The organism is Anabaenopsis tanganyikae CS-531, from assembly GCF_029891675.1.
GTDB classification, from domain to species: Bacteria; Cyanobacteriota; Cyanobacteriia; order Cyanobacteriales; family Nostocaceae; genus Anabaenopsis; species Anabaenopsis arnoldii.
Genome location: NZ_JANQDF010000031.1, coordinates 1 through 22,541, shown reverse-complemented (window position 1 = coordinate 22,541; position 22,541 = coordinate 1). Strand labels below are relative to the sequence as shown.

17 protein-coding genes are annotated in these 22,541 nt (G+C 41.6%); 8 read left to right on the top strand and 9 right to left on the bottom strand.

Translation table 11 applies throughout. The features are described 5' to 3' along the window. The first annotated feature begins 585 nt into the window (after positions 1-585). Complete coding sequence (gltB, locus tag NWP22_RS03275; RefSeq protein WP_271733701.1) at positions 586-5,250, top strand: glutamate synthase large subunit; 4,665 nt, start codon at positions 586-588, stop codon at positions 5,248-5,250. A 107-nt stretch (positions 5,251-5,357) separates the two neighbouring features. Here gltB and NWP22_RS03270 read toward each other — a convergent pair whose 3' ends face one another. After that, on the bottom strand, positions 5,358-6,290 hold the full coding sequence (locus NWP22_RS03270; protein WP_271733700.1) for a polysaccharide deacetylase family protein: 933 nt from the start codon (positions 6,288-6,290) through the stop codon (positions 5,358-5,360). Between the two features lie 524 nt (positions 6,291-6,814). On the opposite strand from NWP22_RS03270, the gene NWP22_RS03265 reads away from it, so the two are divergent. Continuing rightward, positions 6,815-6,985, top strand: a complete 171-nt coding sequence (locus NWP22_RS03265) for an alpha/beta hydrolase (protein WP_271733698.1) — start codon at positions 6,815-6,817, stop codon at positions 6,983-6,985. Between the two features lie 185 nt (positions 6,986-7,170). Next, positions 7,171-8,721: an ArnT family glycosyltransferase gene (locus NWP22_RS03260; RefSeq protein ID WP_271733697.1), complete on the top strand. Its 1,551-nt coding sequence runs from the start codon at positions 7,171-7,173 to the stop codon at positions 8,719-8,721. On the opposite strand, the gene NWP22_RS03255 is transcribed toward NWP22_RS03260, so the two are convergent. Continuing rightward, on the bottom strand, positions 8,710-10,131 hold the full coding sequence (locus NWP22_RS03255) for a DUF2079 domain-containing protein (protein WP_271733696.1): 1,422 nt from the start codon (positions 10,129-10,131) through the stop codon (positions 8,710-8,712). The two genes, NWP22_RS03260 and NWP22_RS03255, sit on opposite strands and share 12 nt — an antisense overlap. A 178-nt stretch (positions 10,132-10,309) precedes the next feature. Here NWP22_RS03255 and dxr point away from each other — a divergent pair, with 178 nt between their 5' ends. Both dxr and NWP22_RS03245 read left to right on the top strand, forming a co-directional pair. Beyond that, on the top strand, positions 10,310-11,518 hold the full coding sequence (gene dxr, locus NWP22_RS03250) for a 1-deoxy-D-xylulose-5-phosphate reductoisomerase (protein ID WP_271733695.1): 1,209 nt from the start codon (positions 10,310-10,312) through the stop codon (positions 11,516-11,518). Between the two features lie 411 nt (positions 11,519-11,929). Then, a complete protein-coding gene (locus NWP22_RS03245) occupies positions 11,930-12,118 on the top strand; it encodes a hypothetical protein (protein WP_271733694.1) in 189 nt (62 codons plus the stop codon). Between the two features lie 37 nt (positions 12,119-12,155). On the opposite strand, the gene NWP22_RS03240 is transcribed toward NWP22_RS03245, so the two are convergent. From NWP22_RS03240 to NWP22_RS03225, 4 genes are all read right to left on the bottom strand, one after another. Then, positions 12,156-12,653 (bottom strand): acyl-CoA thioesterase, encoded by a 498-nt coding sequence (locus NWP22_RS03240; protein WP_271733693.1) that lies wholly within the window; start codon positions 12,651-12,653, stop codon positions 12,156-12,158. A 221-nt stretch (positions 12,654-12,874) separates the two neighbouring features. Further along, entirely contained in the window at positions 12,875-13,216 is a 342-nt protein-coding gene (locus NWP22_RS03235; RefSeq protein ID WP_271733692.1) for a DUF1815 family protein, read from the bottom strand. A gap of 808 nt (positions 13,217-14,024) precedes the next feature. Continuing rightward, complete coding sequence (locus NWP22_RS03230; protein ID WP_271733691.1) at positions 14,025-14,240, bottom strand: DUF2839 domain-containing protein; 216 nt, start codon at positions 14,238-14,240, stop codon at positions 14,025-14,027. A 103-nt stretch (positions 14,241-14,343) separates the two neighbouring features. Then, a complete protein-coding gene (locus NWP22_RS03225; RefSeq protein WP_271733690.1) occupies positions 14,344-15,894 on the bottom strand; it encodes a helicase C-terminal domain-containing protein in 1,551 nt (516 codons plus the stop codon). A gap of 117 nt (positions 15,895-16,011) precedes the next feature. Between NWP22_RS03225 and NWP22_RS03220 the strand changes: the two genes are divergently transcribed. The 3 genes from NWP22_RS03220 to lysS all read left to right on the top strand — a co-directional run bounded on the left by NWP22_RS03220 (position 16,012) and on the right by lysS (position 19,252). After that, positions 16,012-16,974 (top strand): M48 family metallopeptidase, encoded by a 963-nt coding sequence (locus tag NWP22_RS03220; protein WP_271733689.1) that lies wholly within the window; start codon positions 16,012-16,014, stop codon positions 16,972-16,974. A gap of 161 nt (positions 16,975-17,135) precedes the next feature. Beyond that, a complete protein-coding gene (locus tag NWP22_RS03215) occupies positions 17,136-17,567 on the top strand; it encodes a hypothetical protein (RefSeq protein ID WP_271733688.1) in 432 nt (143 codons plus the stop codon). Positions 17,568-17,734: 167 nt separating this feature from the next. Beyond that, positions 17,735-19,252 carry a lysine--tRNA ligase gene (lysS, locus tag NWP22_RS03210; RefSeq protein WP_271733687.1) on the top strand — a complete coding sequence of 506 codons (1,518 nt, stop codon included), beginning with the start codon at positions 17,735-17,737 and terminating at the stop codon, positions 19,250-19,252. Between the two features lie 161 nt (positions 19,253-19,413). Here lysS and NWP22_RS03205 read toward each other — a convergent pair whose 3' ends face one another. The 3 genes from NWP22_RS03205 to NWP22_RS03195 form a co-directional block, all read right to left on the bottom strand. Further along, positions 19,414-20,010 carry a glyoxalase-like domain protein gene (locus tag NWP22_RS03205; protein ID WP_271733686.1) on the bottom strand — a complete coding sequence of 199 codons (597 nt, stop codon included), beginning with the start codon at positions 20,008-20,010 and terminating at the stop codon, positions 19,414-19,416. Between the two features lie 206 nt (positions 20,011-20,216). Next, positions 20,217-21,038: a hypothetical protein gene (locus NWP22_RS03200; RefSeq protein ID WP_271733685.1), complete on the bottom strand. Its 822-nt coding sequence runs from the start codon at positions 21,036-21,038 to the stop codon at positions 20,217-20,219. Between the two features lie 308 nt (positions 21,039-21,346). Further along, complete coding sequence (locus NWP22_RS03195) at positions 21,347-22,486, bottom strand: sensor histidine kinase (protein ID WP_280801507.1); 1,140 nt, start codon at positions 22,484-22,486, stop codon at positions 21,347-21,349. Positions 22,487-22,541: the final 55 nt, after the last annotated feature.

The window sequence follows — 22,541 nt, the reverse complement described above, 5'->3', positions numbered from 1 at the left end:
TCAAGCTGTATAAAAAACTAGTTTGGCTGCTGCAAAGCCAGTGAAAATATCTAATATTCACGGATGGTTGCTATTTGAGTGAGGTCTGTCTTCTAGCAAGATGGATAAAATCATCATCAAACAATGAAATATATACAACAACAGATATTTGGAGTAATTGTCAAATGTGTATGTTGTATAATACGCTGATTTTGGGGATGAATCAGGATTATTCCGCACTTGAAAACTAAGTTCTGTTACGGGTAAGCCAAAAAAGTTTTACTTGAACTCTATTTTTTTTCATCTGGGAATAGAAACTTGAACCAAAAAATAGCTTGAGAATATCAACCAAAAGTATAAAAAAAACCGCAGGTATTTGCAAAAGGTTAAACAAGAAAAAACCGAAGTGAAAAATTTTCTCTAAATTTCGGTGATTTATATATTTTCCAGGTAAAACGATTTTTCCCACAGTCTAAGCTTGATTCCGCTAGGTCGGGACTACGTCAAAGACTAGGGTAATTGCTTACGCTACGCTAGCGTAGCGTAAGGCATATTCTTCTCACAAATATTGGCAACATTTGTGACTAACCATCTCAAGAGCAGTCTATGAAAGATAAAGCGATGCATCAATCACAAACACAGAAAATTTCAGATATTCAAATCAAACCATTAGATGGACCAAGGTGGTTAGTAGAAGAACGAGATGCTTGTGGTGTAGGTTTTATTGCTCATCGCCGCAATTATGCCAGTCACGAAATTGTGACAAAAGCTTTAGATGCTTTAACCTGTTTAGAACACCGCGGTGGTTGTAGCGCTGACCAAGATTCTGGTGATGGTGCAGGAATATTGACAGCAATCCCCTGGGAGTTATTTGAAAAAGACTATTCCCGGGAAAATGTGGGGGTAGGAATGTTATTTCTACCACAAAGTAGCGAAATAGCGGCAAAAATTAGAGGTATAGTCGAGGAAATAGCGACAGCAGAAAAATTAACCGTACTGGGTTGGCGAGTAGTACCAGTGCAACCTAATTTACTGGGGATACAAGCAAGAGAAAATCAACCCCAGATAGAACAGGTTTTTCTAGGATCAGCAGATAAAAGTGGGGATGAACTAGAAAGAGAACTATATATTACCCGCCGGCGAATTTTCAAAGCTACTCAGCATATTTCCGCAGAATTCTATATTTGCTCGTTGTCCAATCGGACAATAGTCTATAAAGGCATGGTGCGCTCTGCTATCTTGGGAGAATTTTATCTCGATTTAAAGAATCCAGCCTACAAAAGCGCCTTTGCCGTTTACCATCGCCGCTTTAGCACTAATACCATGCCCAAGTGGCCTCTGGCTCAACCCATGCGGTTATTGGGTCACAACGGGGAAATTAACACCTTATTGGGTAATATTAACTGGATGATGGCACGGGAATCTAGCCTGAATCATCCAGTATGGGGCGATCGCTCCGACGAATTTAAGCCCCTAGTTCATATCGACAACAGCGACTCAGCCACCCTAGATAACGTTCTGGAATTAATGGTACGTTCAGGACGTAGCCCCTTGGAAGCCTTAATGATTATGGTGCCAGAGGCATACCAAAATCAACCTTCTTTGCGTCAATATCCCGAAATTATCGATTTTTACGAATATTACAGCGGACTGCAAGAAGCATGGGACGGACCAGCACTGTTAGTATTTAGTGATGGTGAAAAAGTTGGCGCTACACTAGACCGTAACGGATTAAGACCCGCTCGTTATCTAATTACCAAAGATGATTACATCCTTGTCGCTTCCGAAGCTGGAGTAGTAGAAATTCCCGAAGCGAATATTCTGGAAAAAGGTAGACTCGGACCAGGACAAATGATTGCTGTGGATCTGGTCAACCATGAAATCCTCAAAAATTGGGAAATTAAACAATACATCGCCCAGCAGCATCCCTATGGAGAATGGTTAAAACAATATCGCCAAGAACTCAAACACCTAGTAAATCAAACTCCCAGCAATGGGAATAGTCATTCCAGCACGCACCAAAATATCAGTGGGGTAGCCATAGGAAGCGATGAACAAACCCTACTGCGTCATCAATTGGCCTTTGGCTATACCACAGAAGATGTAGAAATGGTAATTCAACCCATGGCCGCTGAGGGTAAAGAACCGACCTTCTGCATGGGGGATGATATTCCTTTAGCGGTGCTGTCAGAAAAACCCCACCTACTGTATGACTACTTCAAGCAGCGTTTTGCTCAAGTGACAAATCCAGCCATTGACCCCCTGCGGGAGAGGTTGGTCATGTCCTTAAATGTGGAACTCGGAGAACGGGGAAACTTATTAGAAGTTAAGCCAGAACACGCCCGCAAACTGAAATTAGAATCCCCTGTGTTGATGGAGACAGAACTAGAGGCGATTCGGTTATCAGGGTTTGCAACGGCGGAATTATCCACCTTATTTGCGATCGCCCAAGGACCAGAAGGATTAAAAGATGCTGTACAGTCTTTAAAAGCACAAGCTGCGGCATCTGTCAAGGCTGGAGCAAAGATTTTGATCCTCAGCGATTGCCCAGAAGGGGATAATGGCATTAGTGCTGAATATACTTACATTCCTCCCTTACTAGCAGTAGGAGCAGTACATCATCACCTAATACAGCAAGGTCTACGAACTAAAACATCCTTGATTGTGAAAACAGCCCAGTGCTGGAGTACACATCACTTCGCCTGTTTGATTGGCTATGGTGTTGATGCGGTTTGTCCTTACACAGCTTTGGATACTGTCCGCGACTGGTGGTGGAAACCCAAAACCCAAAACTTTATGGAACGGGGTAAAATAACCAAGCTTACCCTAGAAGAAGCTTTAGGGAATTATCGCCAAGCGGTAAACTCCGGTTTACTAAAAATTCTCTCAAAAATGGGAATATCCTTACTGTCCAGTTATCAAGCGGCGCAAATTTTTGAAGCCATTGGTATCGGTGGGGATTTATTAGCTTTGGGATTCTGTGGTACAACTTCCCGCATCGGTGGGTTAAGCGTCAAGGAATTAGCAGAAGAAGTGCTTTGTTTCCATCGCAAAGCGTTCCCGGAACTGACCGCTAAGAAGTTAGAAAATTTGGGTTTTGTTCAGTATTTCCCCAAGGGAGAATACCATATGAATAACCCAGAAATGGCTAAGGCGCTCCATAAAGCCGTGGATGGTAAACAATATGACCACTACGAAGTTTACAAGCAGTACCTACAAGGACGACCAGTAACAGCTTTGCGTGATTTGTTGGACTTCCAAAGCGATCGCGCACCCATCCCTTTAGAAGAAGTAGAATCAGTCAGTGAGATTGTCAAACGCTTCTGTACTGGTGGGATGTCTTTAGGTGCCTTATCAAGAGAAGCCCATGAGACTTTGGCTATAGCCATGAACCGCATTGGTGGCAAATCTAACTCTGGGGAGGGTGGGGAAGATCCAGTACGGTATAAAGTGCTAAATGACGTAGACCCATCCGGTAAATCATCGACTTTACCTCATTTGCATGGCTTGCGCAATGGTGACACAGCTTCTAGTGCTATTAAGCAAGTAGCATCCGGACGCTTTGGGGTCACACCAGGATATTTAAGCAGCGCCCAACAAATTGAAATCAAAATCGCCCAAGGAGCAAAACCCGGGGAAGGTGGACAACTACCAGGAGCAAAAGTTAGTCCTTACATTGCTATGTTAAGGCGCTCTAAGCCCGGTGTAACCTTGATTTCACCCCCTCCCCACCATGATATTTATTCCATTGAAGATTTAGCACAGCTGATTTTTGACCTGCACCAAATTAACCCCACAGCACAGGTATCTGTAAAGCTGGTGGCGGAAATTGGTATTGGGACTATTGCGGCGGGTGTAGCTAAAGCTAACGCCGATATTATTCAGATATCTGGTCATGACGGTGGTACCGGAGCCTCACCACTGAGTTCTATTAAACACGCAGGGTCACCCTGGGAACTAGGGTTAACTGAGGTACATCGTGTATTGATGCAAAATGGCCTGCGCGATCGCGTGATTTTGCGTGTAGACGGTGGGCTAAAATCTGGTTGGGATGTGGTCATGGGCGCTTTGATGGGCGGTGAAGAATTTGGTTTTGGTTCCATCGCCATGATTGCCGAAGGTTGTATTATGGCGCGCATCTGCCACACTAATAACTGTCCTGTGGGTGTTGCTTCTCAAAAAGAAGAACTTCGCAAGCGGTTTACAGGAATGCCAGAACATGTAGTCAATTTCTTCTATTTTATCGCTGAAGAAGTTCGCCATTTATTAGCAAGACTCGGTTACCGCTCTTTACTAGAAATTGTCGGACGGGCTGATTTGTTAACCACACGAGAGAGGGCAAAAGTTAGCAAAACCCAAGCACTCAACCTCGATTGTTTACTACAGCTCCCAGATGCTAAAAATAACCGTACCTGGTTACTACATGAAGAAGTCCACAGTAACGGTGTGGTGCTAGATGACCAATTGCTGGCTGACCCGGATATTCAAAGGGCGATCGCCCAAAATACCACTGCTACAAAAACACTGGCGGTAGTTAACACAGATAGAACAGTGGGAGCACGGTTAGCCGGTGCGATCGCTTCTCGCTATGGTGACAGTGGTTTTGAAGGACAAATTAACCTCAACTTCCAAGGTAGTGTGGGGCAAAGCTTTGGTGCTTTTAACCTCCCTGGGATGATTTTGACCTTGACAGGAGAAGCTAACGACTATGTGGGTAAGGGGATGCACGGTGGTGAAATCATCATCAAACCCCCAGCGGATGCTACCTACGCAGCATCACAAAATGTCATAGTTGGTAACACCTGCCTTTATGGTGCCACGGGTGGGGTATTATTCGCCAACGGTTTAGCCGGTGAACGCTTCGCTGTACGCAACTCCAAAGGTATGGCAGTTATTGAAGGTGCAGGAGACCACTGCTGTGAGTACATGACCGGTGGTGTGATTGTTGTCTTGGGGAAAGTAGGACGTAACGTGGGCGCAGGGATGACTGGCGGACTAGCATACTTCCTAGATGAAGACAATTCTTTCCCGGAGTTAGTCAATCCAGAAATTGTCAAAGTCCAGCGAGTGCTGACAGAAGCGGGCGCAAAACAATTGCAAGAATTAATCAGAAATCATGGCGATCGCACTGGTTCACCAAAAGCAAAAATGATTCTGCAAAATTGGTCAGAATACTTGCCTAAATTCTGGCAACTAGTACCACCTTCTGAAGCCCAGAGTCCAGAAGCAAATCCCCAAGCTATTGTGGAAAAACAGTTGAGTTCAGTTTAGGTTCTCACCACAAGGTACCCAACTTTTCTCAACAGTTAAAAAACTGTAGAGACGTTAATAACTAACGTCTCTACAACTCATACAGCACCTTGCAATAGCCATAAGCATTATTTTTTGTTTGCGAGCAAAGTTTGATTTTTGTCTTCCATCACTAAAAGTTCTGGAATAGTCACAAAACTATAACCTTGCTGTCGAAACTTACTAATAATTTCCGGTAAAGCTTGCACAGTTTGGGAACGATTTCCACCCCCATCATGCAACAACACAATACCGCCAGGTTGTGCGTTCCGAAAAACATTATTGACCAAGTTCGGAACACTGGGTAGGGAATAGTCTAATGAATCCGACGACCACAGAACAATGGCATACTGATTATTTCTAGCATAAGCAGCTAGTCCATTGTGCATAATTCCCCCCGGCGGTCTAAACAAATTTGTTTTGACACCAGTAACTTGATAAATTATCTCCGTTGTGTGCTTAACTTCATAGGCTGCTGCATTGGGATTCATATAATGATACCAATGATGCCAAGTATGATTACCAATGGCGTGACCTTCAGCAATCACCCTCTGCACTAGAGTAGGATAATTCTTAACATTCTGTCCAACAACAAAAAATGTAGCTTTAATATTATTTTGTTTAAGAATATCCAGCACTTGTGAAGTGGTTTCCCTCCAAGGGCCATCATCAAAAGTCAGAGCAATGACTTTTTGATCTTGATTCACTTTCCCCGCCTTAATAGTTGCTCCTTGAAAGCGTGCTGGTGCACCAGAGGTAACACCCTTAATGTTTGCTTCTTGCGCCCAACTATTGAGCATCGCCGCTTTTAACTGCTCAATGCGCTGCTGAGTACCGACCTTGGCGGCAGGTAAATTATTTATATTTATACTTCGTCTGCCCTGAGCAATGGCTACGCGACGCGAGCTATCAGATGCATTGGGCTTGATGAATAACATTAAGCTAATGCTCAAACTAGCACTCAAGAAAAGCAATGCAATTAGTATTCCTTGCGGCCACAGAAAAGTCTTACTTTTTGCCACTTCATAGCTCCTTCAAGGGTAGAACTATCAGTTATAGTTGTGACGGTGTTTTCATAACAGAATTGGTTATAAATACTAAATACCCATATTTCTATTGGTATCCATAATTTTTAGCTAGAGATACATAGGAATTACAAAAATATCAGACCATAGCTTTTAAAGCTGCAAACATAACCTAAAAAATCTGGTTTTAGATAAAAACAGCCCCATGACATTGGTCAATCCCTCACAATAACACCTAAGTTGTGCAATCAATTATTTTTCCAGTGTTGTTATAGCAATTTACACAATTTTCTGTGACATTTAAGTAAATCTTATCCCCTCTTCAATCACCTGATATTTTGCTCCTGATAGCCTAGCCTAGCGTCAGCGATTTGTCATTAGTATCTCTGGAATAAAAAGTTAAATTTTCAAGTCAATAACTATGGATTCCTTTCTAAGAGGATGTTTGTCAAGTCATGATTACTGTATCAACTATTGTTTGACCCCTCCCTAACCCTCCCCTTGCAAGGAGAGGGGACTTTATGTTATCTTTGCAGATTACCCATTACCCATTACCCATTGCCCATTACCTATTAACCATTAACCATTACCAATTACCTATTACCCATTACCCATTACCTATTACCTATTACCCATTACCCATTACCCATTACCCATTCCCTGTTCCCTGTTCCCTGTTCCCTGTTCCCTAAGATAAAAATTACCTGTTGAAAACTTATAAAACATCCTCTAAGACAATTTGTAACCTTGAACAATTAACATTCCTTGTCAAGTTGCACATTAATTGCACCCTTCCCTGTCAATAAATTTAGTTACACTCAGCACAGCAACCAAGAGCAGGATAAACTAAAAAAATATTGTCTTGTAATTTTCAAATATGCGCCGATCTGCAGAGAAAAAATGGCTAATAACCTTACTTCTGGGATCTCTGATTCTTTGGCTAATATTTTTGGGAAACTCACCCTTACGAGATTGGGATGAAGGTACTGTAGCACAAGTTGCTCGTGAAATTTGCCGCGCCCCATTTGCTTCCATGACTTGGCTTTACCCAGTTTTGGCAGATCAACCATATCATAATAAACCGCCTCTCATCCATATACTGATTGCTTGGACTTATTCCCTGGGAGGGGTGAATGAGTTCACAACACGTTTACCTAGTGCAGTATTAACTGCCTTGGGAGTACCCATACTCTATGTAGTAGGAGGTTTGGTTTTTCAGCAAAATTTACCAGCTTTGTTTTCAGCCTTAGTTTACCTGACAATGTTGCCTGTAGTACGTCATGGGCGACTCGCAATGCTAGATGGCGCCAGTATTACTTTTTTCTTATTATTGTTATTTTTTCTACTAAAATCGCGTCAAAATCAGCAATATGCACTAGGTGCTGGTTTATGTCTGGGGTTAATTACTCTGACAAAAGGGATGCTTGTTTTATTATTGGGGTTAATCGCTTGTTTATTTTTGATTACTGAGAAACAATTAACTTTGTCGAAAAATCCCTACTTCTGGGCGGGAATTTTTTTCGGAACAGCAGCACCTTTAACTTGGTATTTTGCCCAATGGCAATATTATGGGGATAATTTCTTGCAAATAAATTTACACCTACAAACCTTTAACCGTGTTGTTAAATCTGTAGAAGGTAATAGCGGTCCGCCTTGGTACTATTTAATCGAGTTAATTAAATATGGTTTTCCCTGGCTCATATTTTTACCTGGTGGTTTATATCTAGCTATCAAAAAACATCATACCTCTTGGGCCCGTTTAGTTCTCATTGGGATAATTGTTTACTTTTTTAGTATTTCTGTGATGAGAACCAAACTACCTTGGTATATTATGCCGGTTTATCCTTTCCTAGCTTTGGCAATTGGGGCAAAACTCAGCCAAGTTTGGCAGTTTAAGCATTTAATTAACAAATCTTGGTCAATATATTTGACTATTATTGCTTTAGCAGGTGTGGGAGGATGTATTTACTTTATTGTTGCTGAACCTCAGCCTGTATTAATAGCCATGAGTCTAGTTTTGGCAATCAGCATAAGTTTAGCAGCATGGTTGATTCAACAACGCGATCGCCGTTTTATTCCTGTCCTATTTTCCGGGATGTATCTAGTTTTAGTACTATTAATGACTTCCAAATCCTGGATTTGGGAGTTAAACGAAGCTTTTCCCGTTAAACCAGTAGCTGCATTAATTCGCTCCCATGTTGCACCAGGAACTAAAATTTACACTTCTTTTGCTTATGGTCGTCCTAGTTTAGATTTTTACTGTGATTGTCAAGTCATTCCCGCAGATGTTAAATTTTTACAACAAATGTGGTCAAAAAAATCTTATTTACTATTAGATAATGCTAGTTTATATCATCTTAATGTACCTATGACTCAAGTTATAGGCAAGGTTGAAGAATTGACATTAATCGCACCACTAATTAATTAAGTTTTTACTAAATAAGTAAACATCTTGATCCTGAAACTCTAATTTAAATACGGGATTAGAAGTGATTTCCTTCACCAGAGAATTGGCAAACTCTTCATTACTTCCCCAACCAGGATGACGAACATTTAATAAAATATAGTCAAAAATCTTGAAGTCCTGGGGAAAATTACCATCTGTAAACTTCATTATTTGTCGATGGCTTAAATGTGGGGAAATTTGTGAGGTTGTGTAAACGCCTCCTTTGGTCTTTATTTGGGATACTGCTTCATGGGTAGCTTGCAAATTGTCTACAGAACTTAAATATCTACCACCAAAGTAAGTAAATTTTGCCAAGCAAAGAAATCCTATCAATGACCAGATAATCATCCCACGTCTATTTTGGATCCATCCCTTACCCCAAGACAAACTAGTAATTACAGCCAATATTAGAAAAGGTAAAGCTGGTAATGAATATTGGTGAACCAAGTCTTTTTGTAAGGGAAAGTCTGCTAGTAGATTGATAAAAATACAAGGAATAGCTGGTATTAATGATTTGAAACTAGCAGCAGACAGACCCCAAATAATTGGCGAAAATAATAAAACTAAATACACTAAATTGTCTAGGGAGAAAAGTGTTACTAAGATTAGCCATGGTTGGAAAAATAAGTTTTGAGCAATTTCTAGAACCGAATTACCTAAATAACTGTAACGTCCAACTGCTCCTGCTTCTGCTCCGCTAAAGGAGGGAATCACTAACTGTGTCGCTATTAAAAACCAAGCTGTTCCTAAAAAAAGAGCGATCGCACCAGCAAAACGCCGATTCTCAAAAAACAGTAACCATAGTCCCATTGCAGCAACAGTCAAAGATAACACTGCTTTACAGCTTAAAATTAAGACCGCACAAACACAAAACCAAGTTATTTTTCCCAGACGCGCCGCCAACACTGCACTCAACAGTAAAGGTACAGCAATAACTTCCGGGTGGAAATCAAATAAGTTAGCATTAAATATCAGTGGATATAACAAATACACACCAGCCATACCAATTGCTTGGCTCTCTTTTAGTCCTGCTATCATACCTAAATGATATGTAGGTAAAGCACCTAAAGATAAAGCTAGCGCTTGGACAACAAATAACCAATAAACGCTGGGGTAGACCTTATATAACAAAGCTAAAGGATAAAAAATTACAGCAGCATGATCCCCAATAATATGAAACCCTAAAAAGGAAGATATAGGGTTTTCACCTTGACTAATTAAGTAAATAGCCTGGTCGAAAATACCTAAATCAAAAGCAGTGGATTGAAATAAAAAGTGTCTTAAACTACTAGCTGCAAATAAAACTAAAGTACCCACCCCAATCATCCAACCAATAGCACCAGGTGAAATTAGGCTTTGTTTCCCTAGTCCCAACCAACTATTTTTATTCATAATTAACTACCTGTTTTTCCGCTAATTAATACTTAAGACTACTTAAGCTATAGTCCCAAGTATTATCTCAAAATTTCGGTTTAAATCTCTCAGGTATAAACGATAAAAACTAAAATTCCCGACAATCTGGTACGAGAGAGTGTCAAACTAGAAGTTGTCTGTAAATTCTTAAGCAATTATGAAGGCTATTACCCTTCTGGGTTCTACCGGCTCCATCGGTACTCAAACTTTAGATATCGTCACTCAGTATCCAGACCAATTTCGGATCGTGGGATTGGCTGCTGGAAATAATGTAGAGATGTTAGCGGCTCAAATTCGCCAGTTTCGACCCAGTATAGCGGCGATTTCTGCCCAGGAGAAATTACCAGAACTGCAAGCAGCCATTAAAGACCTTGATCCCCAACCTATTTTACTCGCTGGTACTTCTGGAGTCATTGAAGTTGCCCGTTATGGTGATGCGGAAACCGTAGTGACGGGTATTGTGGGTTGTGCTGGTTTATTACCGACTATCGCTGCTATTGAAGCTGGTAAAGATATTGCTTTAGCAAATAAAGAAACTTTAATCGCAGGCGGTCCGGTGGTTTTACCTCTGGTAGAAAAACACGGTGTCAAACTCTTACCCGCTGATTCTGAGCATTCCGCAATCTTTCAGTGTCTCCAGGGTGTCCCCAAGAATGGCTTGCGGCGAATTTTACTCACTGCTTCTGGTGGGGCTTTCCGTGATTGGGATGTAGCCAAGTTAGCAGATGTGACGGTTGCTGATGCTCTGAAGCATCCTAACTGGTCTATGGGGCGGAAAATTACCGTAGACTCGGCTACTTTAATGAATAAGGGATTAGAGGTAATTGAGGCTCATTTCCTTTTTGGCTTACATTATCAAGATATTGATATTGTCATTCATCCCCAAAGTATTATTCACTCACTTATTGAGTTACAAGATACATCGGTTTTGGCTCAACTGGGTTGGCCGGATATGCGGTTACCGTTACTTTATGCTTTGTCTTGGCCTGAGCGCATCTACACGGACTGGGAAAGGCTAGATTTGGTTAAGGCTGGTAATTTGACTTTCCGTGAACCAGACCATCAGAAGTATCCTTGTATGCAGTTGGCTTATGCTGCTGGTAAGGCCGGCGGTTCCATGCCAGCTGTATTAAATGCTGCCAATGAGCAGGTTGTGGCTTTATTTTTAGATGAGAAAATTCAATTTTTAGATATTCCCCGATGTATCGAATTAGTCTGCGATCGCCATCAAAATCATAACTGTAGCAGTCCATCTTTAAATGACATTTTGGCAGCAGATAAATGGGCTAGGCAAGAAGTTGTAACATTAGCTCACCAGTTAAAATCTCCTACCAAGGTAATTCCCCTGTCCCCTACAAGTCGATAGTATCAAAATACTTAGTGAGGTCGGTTATTTAGGCTAACCCTCCTCACTGGCTTTATAAATCATTGTGGCTGAGTCATAAAATTTAGATATACTTAAGCGTCAATTCTTAAAAATTACTAATATTGATTCAAATATCACGGATTGATCACAAGCATATGGAAGATATAGGGTAGAGTCCCCAGATAAGAATTAGTGCGAAAATATACGATCAAGAATATTATTAAGCTGCGTGCAACTGCTACAAGACTATTTTCTATCGGCTTTCAGTGAGTTACCAATCCTGCAAGCAAAATATAGCCAGTATTTTCAGTCTTACTGTTTTGTGCATCTTTCAAGGAAAATAATATTAAACACATACATCAATATTCACTCTCACCATTAAAAATAGGACATATTCAGGAATTAACATTTATGATTCCCATCCTCATTCTTGCTTGGATAGTCTTTGTTATCTTGTTAAAAGTTCTCAAAACTACTTTTAAGAACGCATTAACAATTGCAGCTATAGTAATTTTATTAAATGTCGGCTTTGGAATCACACCTGAAGATATTTGGCAACAGATTATGCAAATTGCTCAAACAATTGCGCCACCGCAGTAGATTATATCACCTATTAGCAACCTATCTGTATTGCGGATCATTTTTCTAACCTAGGAAGCTTCTCTAACGCATCCTTAATACTTGCAGGTAGCTGACGCATGATCTTACCTCTTTCGCGATCCAATCCTACTAATGTTACCTTAGCTGTGGTGTATAACTGCTGTCCATCTGTGGAAACAATTCCATAATCCCAGTTCATGCGGACACCGCTTACTTCAGCAATACGCGTTTTGACAATTACAGCCATTCCTAACTGAATTGCACGGTGATAACGTACTGAAAGTTCTACCACCGGTAAATCACAGCCTAATAACACTAAATCAGCAAAATCAATACCGATGGAGCGCAAACATTCCACCCTTGCTTCTTCCATCCAAGTTAAATAAGTACCATGCCAAACCATACCTCCATAATCAGTATGATGAGGTTGTACTCTTACCGGATATTCAAACCAACTCTCAAATTTGCCGTTTGATGGTACATCAATGGCACTATTTGCTGGTAATTCCCCTGGAATCGCTTCTTTTTCAGACATTTTTCAGTTTGTTAACAGTTATCAATGTTTCACATCTCACAGAATTGTCTACCGGGACTCACTGCTATGTAAACACCAATGTTTCCAGGTGCGTTAGGATCATAGTCCATAACGCACCCTAGCAAATGAAAATAAATGTGTATCAGGTTTTTTCACTTGTGTTTACACTGTCAACCCGCAATCAGAACAAACATTTTAGTTAGTGCACATGGTCAAGCCTATCACTTTTTAGCCAGAGTTTTGTTGCCGGAACCATTTGGCGTAGATTGTTTGACAAGATTAGCCAGTTCTTGTAACTGATTAATGGCTTCTGCACCCTCTAACTTCATTAATTCACGATCATCTCGCATTTCGGTCCAAGTAATCCCATAATCGGATACTAAGAATCGAATCAAGTGATTGTCGCCTAAGCTTACCATAAATGAAGCACTATTCATCTGGTCGCCACAGGTATAACATGACGCAGGGTAACCGCGTCGTTCTAGTACAATTGCCAAGGCTTGTAGATTCATTACCAAGTCTTGAACGAATTGTTGGTGTTGATGCGCTAGTCTCAGAAACACTTTTTTCCTCCAGACACCACAGTGATTTCAGTCGTCTTTATATTTTCTTTAGCTTTTTGCATCCACTGGTATTGTAGACTAAACATTACCTTTACCAAAGTCCTGTAAGATTATTAATTAATTACCTTGTTTAGGGTAGTAAATAAATTTACAGCTTGCGGTATCAAACTATTCAATTTCAGGGATTGACTGCTCGGACGTATTTCATAAACTTCACCTCGTTAGTTATGTATGTCCGACTAAATGCCTAACTGAAACAATTCCGTTTTCAGGGTAACCCAAATTTGGTATGAGTCAACAGTATAAAATTTCCAGTGGTCATTTTGCCGGACATACAGCAATTTCTACTTGGTTGAGGTACAGTTAGATGGTCAGGATGACAAAATATTTTTAACCTTCATATAGTACCTATCTATCACCTAATCTGCTGTATACTGCCAAAATTGTCTGAGAACAACAATTGAAACTACTGGCGTATTTTTCGTAGACAATCCTCTAGGGCATTCCACTTGAATCTAATACTCATCTAAACTATTTTCCCATGGGACGAAGCAGCAATCGGTATATGTGGGAGTAGTGCTGAATCTGTGTTTTATTATTGTCAACACTTCTGACCAAATACCTAACCTACGTATCCATGGCTCATGACTGAGAATAACTGAATACAGGATAGTTATGGTGCCATTTTGTCAGTATTTTCTAATTCTTGAGGTATTACCGCCCACACTAAGTAAAATTAGAATTTAGGAATCACCCTAATATCCCAACTGCCGCTATACCTGATATGTTAAGTATAGCGGTGGATATTTTAATCGACTACTTGCCACCAACCGAAAGCCGGACCGATAAAACGGATAGTTATCCAAGCTACTACCATAACACCAATACAGAACCAGGTTCCGCGAGTAGTCCAGTTCATAAACTGTTCAGACTGAGTTTTGGTGATGGGAACCCAAGGTAAGATCCGAGATTCTTGACCGTACTTCTCTGCGAGTGTAGTTTTACGACGCTTTGCTTCACCCATAATCAACAATTCTTGAATGAGGTTTTAATATGCTTGCACCAAAGTTGATAATAGCGCTTGCTATGAGGCGATCGCATGGTAATTGATAAAAGTCAATACTCACCTAGCCAGAACTCTCTCCATCAGGATGAGAAAACAGACTGGGATCAAGATAGTTTATACGTGCTAGAGGACTGAGGACAGCCAGTACTTGTGCGCCATAACTGCGGTTAACTACACGACTGTCGAGTAAAGCTACAATACCTTGACTTTCTCGGACTGGTGCGATGGCTCGTTGTAATTCATTCAAAGCCGCTGGTAATAAGAATAGACGAAACCAATCCTGATGCGATCGCTTATAGTAAGCAACCCTACCAGCTACAAGGGGGCTTTCTAAAGATGGTAACGGTAAAGTAGCAATAATTAACAGATGGGGGGCTGGTAAAACCGACTGATGCGATCGCCAAAATTCCCACCCACTAATTAAAATCCCATTATCATCCAAGCAAGTCCTTTCCACCTGAACCCGTGAACCAAATTCCGAGGCCAGAATAGCACCCACTCGACCCTTTAGTGGCACATCTCCCACCAATACAACCGTCAAACCAGGGGCCGTAGCGCTCAGACAAACCAGTGTCCGCACTTTGTGAATAAATGCTCCTTGAAACTCTGGGGTATTGGGTAGAGGCAATTTATGGGGTATATACAATTGAATTGCTGCGCCTTGAGTCTCATTAGAGAACTTCAAGCAAGTTATCTCATTTAAACCCAAACGCTCACGGAACAAAGGCGCTTCAGTTTCCGGTTCCAAAGCGCTACCTACTAAGACCACTGGCTGTCTGAGCCAAATAGGCGCGATACTTTTTCCTAATTCCATGGGAGCAGAGTGTAAATAAAACACCCCTTGGCGACGCTCAAGTGTTGCCCATAATAGAGAACATCCGCCCATATTTTCTTTACTATTAACCAATTGCACACCAAAATTTTCCCATGGCTTTGTTAGTGTTTTTACATACCTTATTTGCTCATATAAATCACATAATATTTTTTGTTCTAAGGGAGAAATAAGATAGCACTCATAGGGATTAACTGGGTGCTGGAACAGAACGCGAGTTAGTTGCGCCCGTGCCGAGCGAATCACGTCCGCCTTGTCAGGACAAGCTAACATCAGTTGATCCCAATCATGGGGTGTAATATCTTGGGTCAGGTGATCCCGTACCCAATCTTCTAAATCATCCACCCCATCAATAATTGTAGGAATCCCGGCAGGAAAAACATCAGCAGATGCAAACTGCCCCTTTAACCAAGCCTGGGGAGATATCAGCAGTACTCCAGGAAAATCAGATCCCGGCCAAACTTCACCTGTCCTAATCGGTTTATTGGCTGGTAGCCACTGCTGTAGACGGGGAATTTCCACCTGTAGTAACCGCTGCTGTACTGCTTCGGGGGCGACAATAATTACCGGACCATACCACATCAAAGCCGATGCCACAAAACTAGTGCGATACCGACCTTGATAGCCAGAAACGGCCCCAACTTGAATTAAGGCGCTACGTCCTAGGCGCAAGGCACGCGCTACCAACCTTGCCATCGTTAAATGATGGGGCCAGGAAGGAAACCCCGACTGCGATCGCAGGAAGTTATGTAGTGACAAATGAACTTCAGCCTCAATCACAAGCTTTTAATCCCATACAAAGTGATTTCTAATTTCCGTCGCCCCATTTCCATTATCTTGTAATTAGTCCTTAGCGACTACTCAAGACCCATCACCCATCATCCATTACCCTCAATTATGCCAACTTACACAGGAATATCCAGCGAAGCCTTCAGACATCCACTTGATCGCCAAGCCGAGAAAGCTTTACGAAATTTGCCAGGATTTGATTTAATCGCTCGTAAATTTGTAGAATTGTTCTACGAACGCCCCCAATTAGTCTATCTGATGGGTAACACCATCCAAGTAAGCACGCGTCAATACCCCACTATTTACCATATGTTCCGGGAATGTGTCCGCGATTTGGACGTTTACCCAGAACCTGCGTTGTTTGTCGTACAGAATCCCCAAGCTAATAGCTATGCCCTGGGGCAGGAAAATCCCTACGTAGTCATCAACACAGGAACCTTAGACTTACTTGATCCCTCCGAGATTAGGGCAGTCTTAGCCCATGAACTAGGTCATATTAAATGTGGTCATACTATTCTAATTCAAATGGCCATGTGGGCTATGAGTGCCGCTTCTGCCCTAGGGGAATTAACCTTCGGTCTTGGCAATTTCGTCTCTCAAGCTTTGATTTATGCCTTTTTTGAATGGCGACGTAAAGCCGAGTTAACCGCAGACCGGGCTGCTTTGTTAGTTATAGATGACTTAAACACTGTTATGTCATCCATGATGAAAGTTTCCGGCGGTAGTATTAAATATGCTCATGAATGTAGCTTAGAAGAATTTGTTAAACAGTCAGAAAATTATCATTTACTAGATGAAAATAGACTGAATCAGGTTTATAAGTTCTTGCTGTATAATGGCTTTCAAGGCACGATGTTGAGCCATCCTTTCCCAGTCGAACGATTACGGTATTTGCAAGAGTGGTCTGTATCTGAACAATATCAACAAATTCGCGCAGGAAATTATCAGCGCTCGCCTGCATCAGGGGAAGTAGATGTTACCTCCGAAACTTCCTCACAGGAAGCCGAAATTTTGCGACAACAAATTGAAGAATTGCAACAACAAATTAACAAAATGAAAAAATATTACTAGCCAAATCATGACTAATTTTTAGCAAAATTCAACCACTCAGACTTGAAAATTCCTTAAATCTTCAGAATGAAGATGATACCTACCCCATAACTTAGTCTCATAGCCATTAGATATTGATTTGTTTAACTTTGGCAATGCATCTAAATAAGAATTTTTTTAATATGGCAGTTCAGCTGATCAAACGACTATCAATACTCGCCACTATTTGCGCCTTTGTAATCTTAATTCCGGGAATTGCCTTGGCCCAAACCCTCCCAAACAAGTCTATCCCTAGTATCATTATTGCCCAAATCAGTAAAAATACTGATTCTAGCTTATTTTTGTATACTAACATCTCTCCCACACACTCCATGAACACACCACAGCAGCAACAACAAGTCCAGGCTGTACGTCAGAGAAGAAATAAAGACATAGTGGCAATATTAAATACCTCCCAGCGAGCAAAACTGGCTGAAAATATGCGATCTGGTGACGACATCAATCAGGGTTTAAAAAAACTGAATTTACCACCAGAACAAAAAGACCTGATAAATACGATCCTAGAGTTGGCTGACCTGAAGATGCAGGCCATTTCCTCTCGGTATTCACTATAAATATAGCATTTCCCATGCTCGTGAGGTACAAAGTTGTTTAGTTTCAGGTAACAGGGAACAGGGAATAGGCAATTTATGTGTACTTCATTAGCCTGAAAAAGGCTTTATCTATGACTGTCAACTTTTCCAGCATCTATAATATATGTTGCCCTATTTAGTCCCTTACCATGTCCGAAGAAGATATCCGTGCCGCCAGGCTGGAAAAAGTCAACCAACTCAAGCAGCTAGGAGCTAACCCCTACGCCTATCGTTGGGAGTCCACCCATCACACAGCAGAATTACAAGAAAAATTTGCCGACTTACCCAATGGTGAAGAAGTTCATTTAGATGTTGCCGTTGCTGGCCGTATTATGGCGCGTCGGGTTTTCGGTAAACTGGCTTTCTTCACCCTACAAGATGAAACTGGCGCTATTCAACTTTATCTCGAAAAAAATCGTATCCAAGAATGGATGGCAGATGTTGATGGCGAAGCTTTCACCCATCTCAAACAACTCATAGATGCAGGTGACATTCTGGGAGCCAGAGGTACTATTAAACGGACTGAAAAGGGCGAATTATCTGTCTACGTCAAAGAATATAGCATCCTGACCAAATCCCTGTTACCGCTCCCCGACAAGTGGCATGGTTTAACCGATGTTGCTAAACGCTACCGTCAGCGCTATGTAGATTTAATTGTCAACCCCGAAGTGCGGCAAACTTTCCGCCGTCGCGCCCAAATTACTGCCGGAATTCGCCGCTACCTAGAAGAACGGGATTTTCTGGAAATTGAAACTCCGGTTTTACAAAGTGAGGCTGGCGGTGCTGATGCGCGTCCCTTTATCACTTACCACAACACCTTAGAAATGGAGTTGTATCTGCGAATTGCTACCGAACTTCATTTAAAGCGCTTGATTGTCGGTGGTTTTGAAAAGGTATTTGAATTAGGGCGCATTTTCCGGAATGAGGGAGTATCGACTCGCCATAATCCCGAATTTACCTCTGTTGAAGTTTACCAAGCCTACGCGGATTACCATGATATGATGGCCCTCACAGAGGGAATTATTACCACCGTAGCCCAAGAAGTTCTCGGAACATTACACATTAGTTACCAAGGGACACAGATAGATTTATCACCACCTTGGCGACGGGTGACAATGCATGATTTAGTTAGAGAACATACAGGCTTAGATTTCAATTCTTTTTCTACATTGGAAGAAGCGAAAGCTGCAAGTAAAAATGCTGCGCTTCAAGGTATAGAAGATGCACCAACAATCGGCAAACTTTTAAACGAAGCCTTTGAACAAAAAATAGAAGAAAAATTAATTCAGCCTACCTTTGTCATAGATTATCCAGTGGAAATTTCACCCCTAGCTAAACCCCATCGTTCTCAGCCGGGTTTGGTAGAACGGTTTGAATTATTTATCGTCGGGCGTGAAACTGCTAACAGCTTCTCAGAACTCACAGACCCAATAGACCAAAGAGAACGTTTAGAAGCTCAAGCAGCGTTAAAAGCTGCTGGTAACTTAGAAGCTCAAGGTATAGATGAAGACTTTATCACTGCTTTAGAATATGGAATGCCTCCGACTGGTGGTTTAGGTATTGGTATTGATAGGTTAGTGATGTTGCTGACTGACTGTGCCAGTATACGCGATGCGATCGCCTTTCCCCTACTTAAGCCAGAATCAGCTAAATCAGGAACGGACTAGAAGAACTGGTAATATCTCCACCTATGTAGGCATCTTTTTGATCTGTGTTCATCTGTGGATAATTAATTTAGTTCAACTGGCTTACGCCAGGCTACGCTATCGGTGATCAACGACAGAGCCACAGAGAACACAGAGAAAATGATGTTTTGCCTAATTCCTGATTAATTTGCTACTTCCGCTATTTCAATAACCCGCCCCTCATAGTCCTTTACCAAAAAATTCAGGGGCTTTTGGTTGCGAATCTTCAACTTTAAACCGCGCATTTCCACCCGCAATAGAATCATATCCAAGCAATCCCGGTCAAAACAAACATGACGCTGCTGATTCTTACTACCCAAACTAGCCCCCCTAATGACATGTAACTGAGTATTTTTCTTCATCTGATACCACAGCCCCTCATTAGCATTGTTCATAGCCTTGTTAGACCAGCTGGGAGTAGTAGACATATACAATGGGTCAATACCAGTTGTACCGAGAGTTTGTTCGTAGTTGTAGTAATAGTGTAAAGGTACTTCCGCAGCGGGCAAATCTAGCAGACCTTCATAAAACTGTCGAGCAATTTCCAAGTCAGACACCATAATTGTGTGTACTTTTGGCGCACTAGTGAGAAACATCCACATAGCGCCCGCATAAGCAGCCAGTAACATCACCATAATGCCTTGGGTGGAAAATAAGCTATCCAAAGGCAGAGAAGACAAAAAAGAGCCTAAAGTCAGAGGGGTGAACAAGAAAGGCATCACGTTAGCTACTATAACCATGAATAAACCAAAGATTATATAAGGGAGCGGCTTGTATTATTCTCGCTGAGAACTAAATTTAAGTCTTAGTTTCTAGTTTATCAGCTGCTATCATAGACGCAAAAGTCCATATTGTTAACTGGCGGGCAGAGCTTTAATATGGTGAGATTTGCCACATTTGACCAAAAAAGCCTAGCATCCCTGAATCAGTGGTTTAGTTCAACATTTTAGTTCAACATTACAGTACCGTCGTCTTGAATCCGCACTGTATTCTTATCTTCTCCTAGATCAGTGGTTTCATTAAATGTCAGCTGCATTACGCCTTCTTTCCTAGATGGTTCAGGTGTTACTTCCAGCAGTCCCCCATCCTCGCGGAAAAATGTCACAGTCACTGGCGCTGCCAAATCTTGTAATGTTACCTCTGATTGACCTTCAAGCGATCGCGGTGGAGTATCACCAATTACTTCATAAGTGATATTAGCCCCCGTATCATTCACCAATGTGATCTCAACCATACCATTAGCCAGACTAATCTCGGCGCTCGGTGGTTGTTGTTCTTCTGATGGAGGTGGTTCAATAGCGATCATTGGTGGACGCGCTAGTACAGCTGACTCTGGCGGAATACCCTGTACTAAAAGTTGTTGCGTGATAGCATTTGGCGGACATCCCGGAGGTACAACATTTCTAGTATTATATGGTTCTTCATAATAAATACCGGGGCAAGGATTCAGTGCTAAAGTATCCGAATCCGGTGCTTCTCCCCCAACACCTAGAGGCATTTCACTGGGTGGAAGAGTTGGAGGGACCACGGGAAGCCGCCCTTCGGCTTGTAGTTTCCGCGTGAAGGCATTGGGAGGACATCCCTGTGGTACTACAACCCGGTTGTTGTGTGGTTCTTCGTAGTAAATACTGGGACAAGGGTTAACCTGAGAGGTCGGTTGCTGTGCTACTACCCTGGTAGAAATCAGCGGCGCACCAATGAGTAATCCGCTGCAAATAACCCCGAAAAGTCCAGTATACTTGCGAGTTGGTTGCTGATTTTTATTCATGATTAACTCCTAAAAAATCCGCACTTTTTGCTATAAGATATTATTGGGTAATTTAGGTAAACTTTGCCTGATGGCTTGCGTGGGGTAGCTATACCCAAAATAATATTTTTAAAATCACCAAAAAAATATATCAATGGCAATTCATCAATGATTCCAATTTAACAATTAACTTTAGTTGCTTAATCTAACTAGAGGATAGAAATAAAAATCAGATCACACCATCATTTAAACCTTAAGGATGATGTAATTAAATAATTAATAATTGAGGTTCTAAGGTTTACGTTTCTCAGACAAAATACATTGACTATTCATAAGTCATGAGTCATAAGACTGATTGGTAAAGTGACAGTAAAAATTGTACCTTTACCAATATTGCTTTCCACCTGTAGATGACCTTGATGATGTTCCACAATCGCTGCTGCGATCGCTAATCCCAATCCTGAACCGGTAGAAGTTTGTGTATTTGTCTTTGCTGTCTTATGGGTACGTGCTGGATCTACCCGATAAAAACGGTCAAATAAACGGGGTAGGGCTTCGGACGGAATACCAATTCCCGTATCAGTAACTTTGATTTGTAATACCGCTGTTCCATGACGAAGTTTAGAACCGCGATTGCTTCCCTCTAGACGCGACAACTGTACAGATACCTGTCCATTAGATGGGGTGTATTGCAAAGCATTACTAATCAAATTTGTAAATAACCGTACGAGTTGATCCCATTGGCCTGGAAATGTAAACCAATTTTCCAGTAATTCCAGGGAGATTTCCGCACTGGGTGGATCAACCAAATCCAACGTTAAAGTAATTTTTTTTTCCCTAGCTAATAATTGTTGTTCTTCCACTACCTCCATTAGCAAAGCATCCAAAGGACAAGAGGAAAAAACATTTTTGCTGATCCCACTGTCTTGTCTGGCTAGGAACAATAAGTCATTGACTAGCTTACCCAAGCGCTGGGTAAGTCGTTCCACTACTTTTAAGTGGTGGCGATAGTTGACAATAGTCGTATTTTGTGAGTCTGCCAGTTCTAAATCAGCTAGGGCAACTTGGACATTAGTTTGAATCAAAGTAATGGGACTTCTGAGTTCGTGAGAAGCATCAGCAGTGAATTGTTTGAGGCGTTGGTAGGATTCCCCCACCGGTTCCATCGCTTTACCTGAAAGAAACCAGCCACTTGCTGCTACAGACAAAACCATCAACCAAGTACCTAAAGCCAAATCAATAATTAACTGGCGACTAGGTTTAGTGACTTCAAACCAGGGGTGACTAACACGCAGATATCCTAATACTTGCCTTCCTCTTTCTACACGCTGGGTAACTTGTCGCAGTAAGACGACAGAGTTATGAGTTTCCCCATCTCCCCAGATATCCTTAGGACTTACGCAACTGGCACAGGCGATCGCTACGCAGAGCTTGCATCTGTGTGTAGCAATCGCTAAATGAAAGCACATTGGTATTATATAAGTGATGTCAATGGCACGGGGGGATGCCTAGTGCAGTTGATAG

Excerpts from the sequence above, each read along its gene's own strand:
- gltB (WP_271733701.1), top strand. The coding sequence starts at position 586 with ATGAAAGATAAAGCGATGCATCAATCACAAACACAGAAAATTTCAGAT.
- NWP22_RS03265 (WP_271733698.1), top strand. The coding sequence starts at position 6,815 with ATGTTATCTTTGCAGATTACCCATTACCCATTACCCATTGCCCATTAC.
- NWP22_RS03260 (WP_271733697.1), top strand. The coding sequence starts at position 7,171 with ATGCGCCGATCTGCAGAGAAAAAATGGCTAATAACCTTACTTCTGGGA.
- NWP22_RS03255 (WP_271733696.1), bottom strand. The coding sequence starts at position 10,131 with ATGAATAAAAATAGTTGGTTGGGACTAGGGAAACAAAGCCTAATTTCA.
- dxr (WP_271733695.1), top strand. The coding sequence starts at position 10,310 with ATGAAGGCTATTACCCTTCTGGGTTCTACCGGCTCCATCGGTACTCAA.
- NWP22_RS03245 (WP_271733694.1), top strand. The coding sequence starts at position 11,930 with ATGATTCCCATCCTCATTCTTGCTTGGATAGTCTTTGTTATCTTGTTA.
- NWP22_RS03240 (WP_271733693.1), bottom strand. The coding sequence starts at position 12,653 with ATGTCTGAAAAAGAAGCGATTCCAGGGGAATTACCAGCAAATAGTGCC.
- NWP22_RS03230 (WP_271733691.1), bottom strand. The coding sequence starts at position 14,240 with ATGGGTGAAGCAAAGCGTCGTAAAACTACACTCGCAGAGAAGTACGGT.
- NWP22_RS03220 (WP_271733689.1), top strand. The coding sequence starts at position 16,012 with ATGCCAACTTACACAGGAATATCCAGCGAAGCCTTCAGACATCCACTT.
- NWP22_RS03215 (WP_271733688.1), top strand. The coding sequence starts at position 17,136 with ATGGCAGTTCAGCTGATCAAACGACTATCAATACTCGCCACTATTTGC.
- lysS (WP_271733687.1), top strand. The coding sequence starts at position 17,735 with ATGTCCGAAGAAGATATCCGTGCCGCCAGGCTGGAAAAAGTCAACCAA.
- NWP22_RS03205 (WP_271733686.1), bottom strand. The coding sequence starts at position 20,010 with ATGGTTATAGTAGCTAACGTGATGCCTTTCTTGTTCACCCCTCTGACT.
- NWP22_RS03200 (WP_271733685.1), bottom strand. The coding sequence starts at position 21,038 with ATGAATAAAAATCAGCAACCAACTCGCAAGTATACTGGACTTTTCGGG.
- NWP22_RS03195 (WP_280801507.1), bottom strand. The coding sequence starts at position 22,486 with ATGTGCTTTCATTTAGCGATTGCTACACACAGATGCAAGCTCTGCGTA.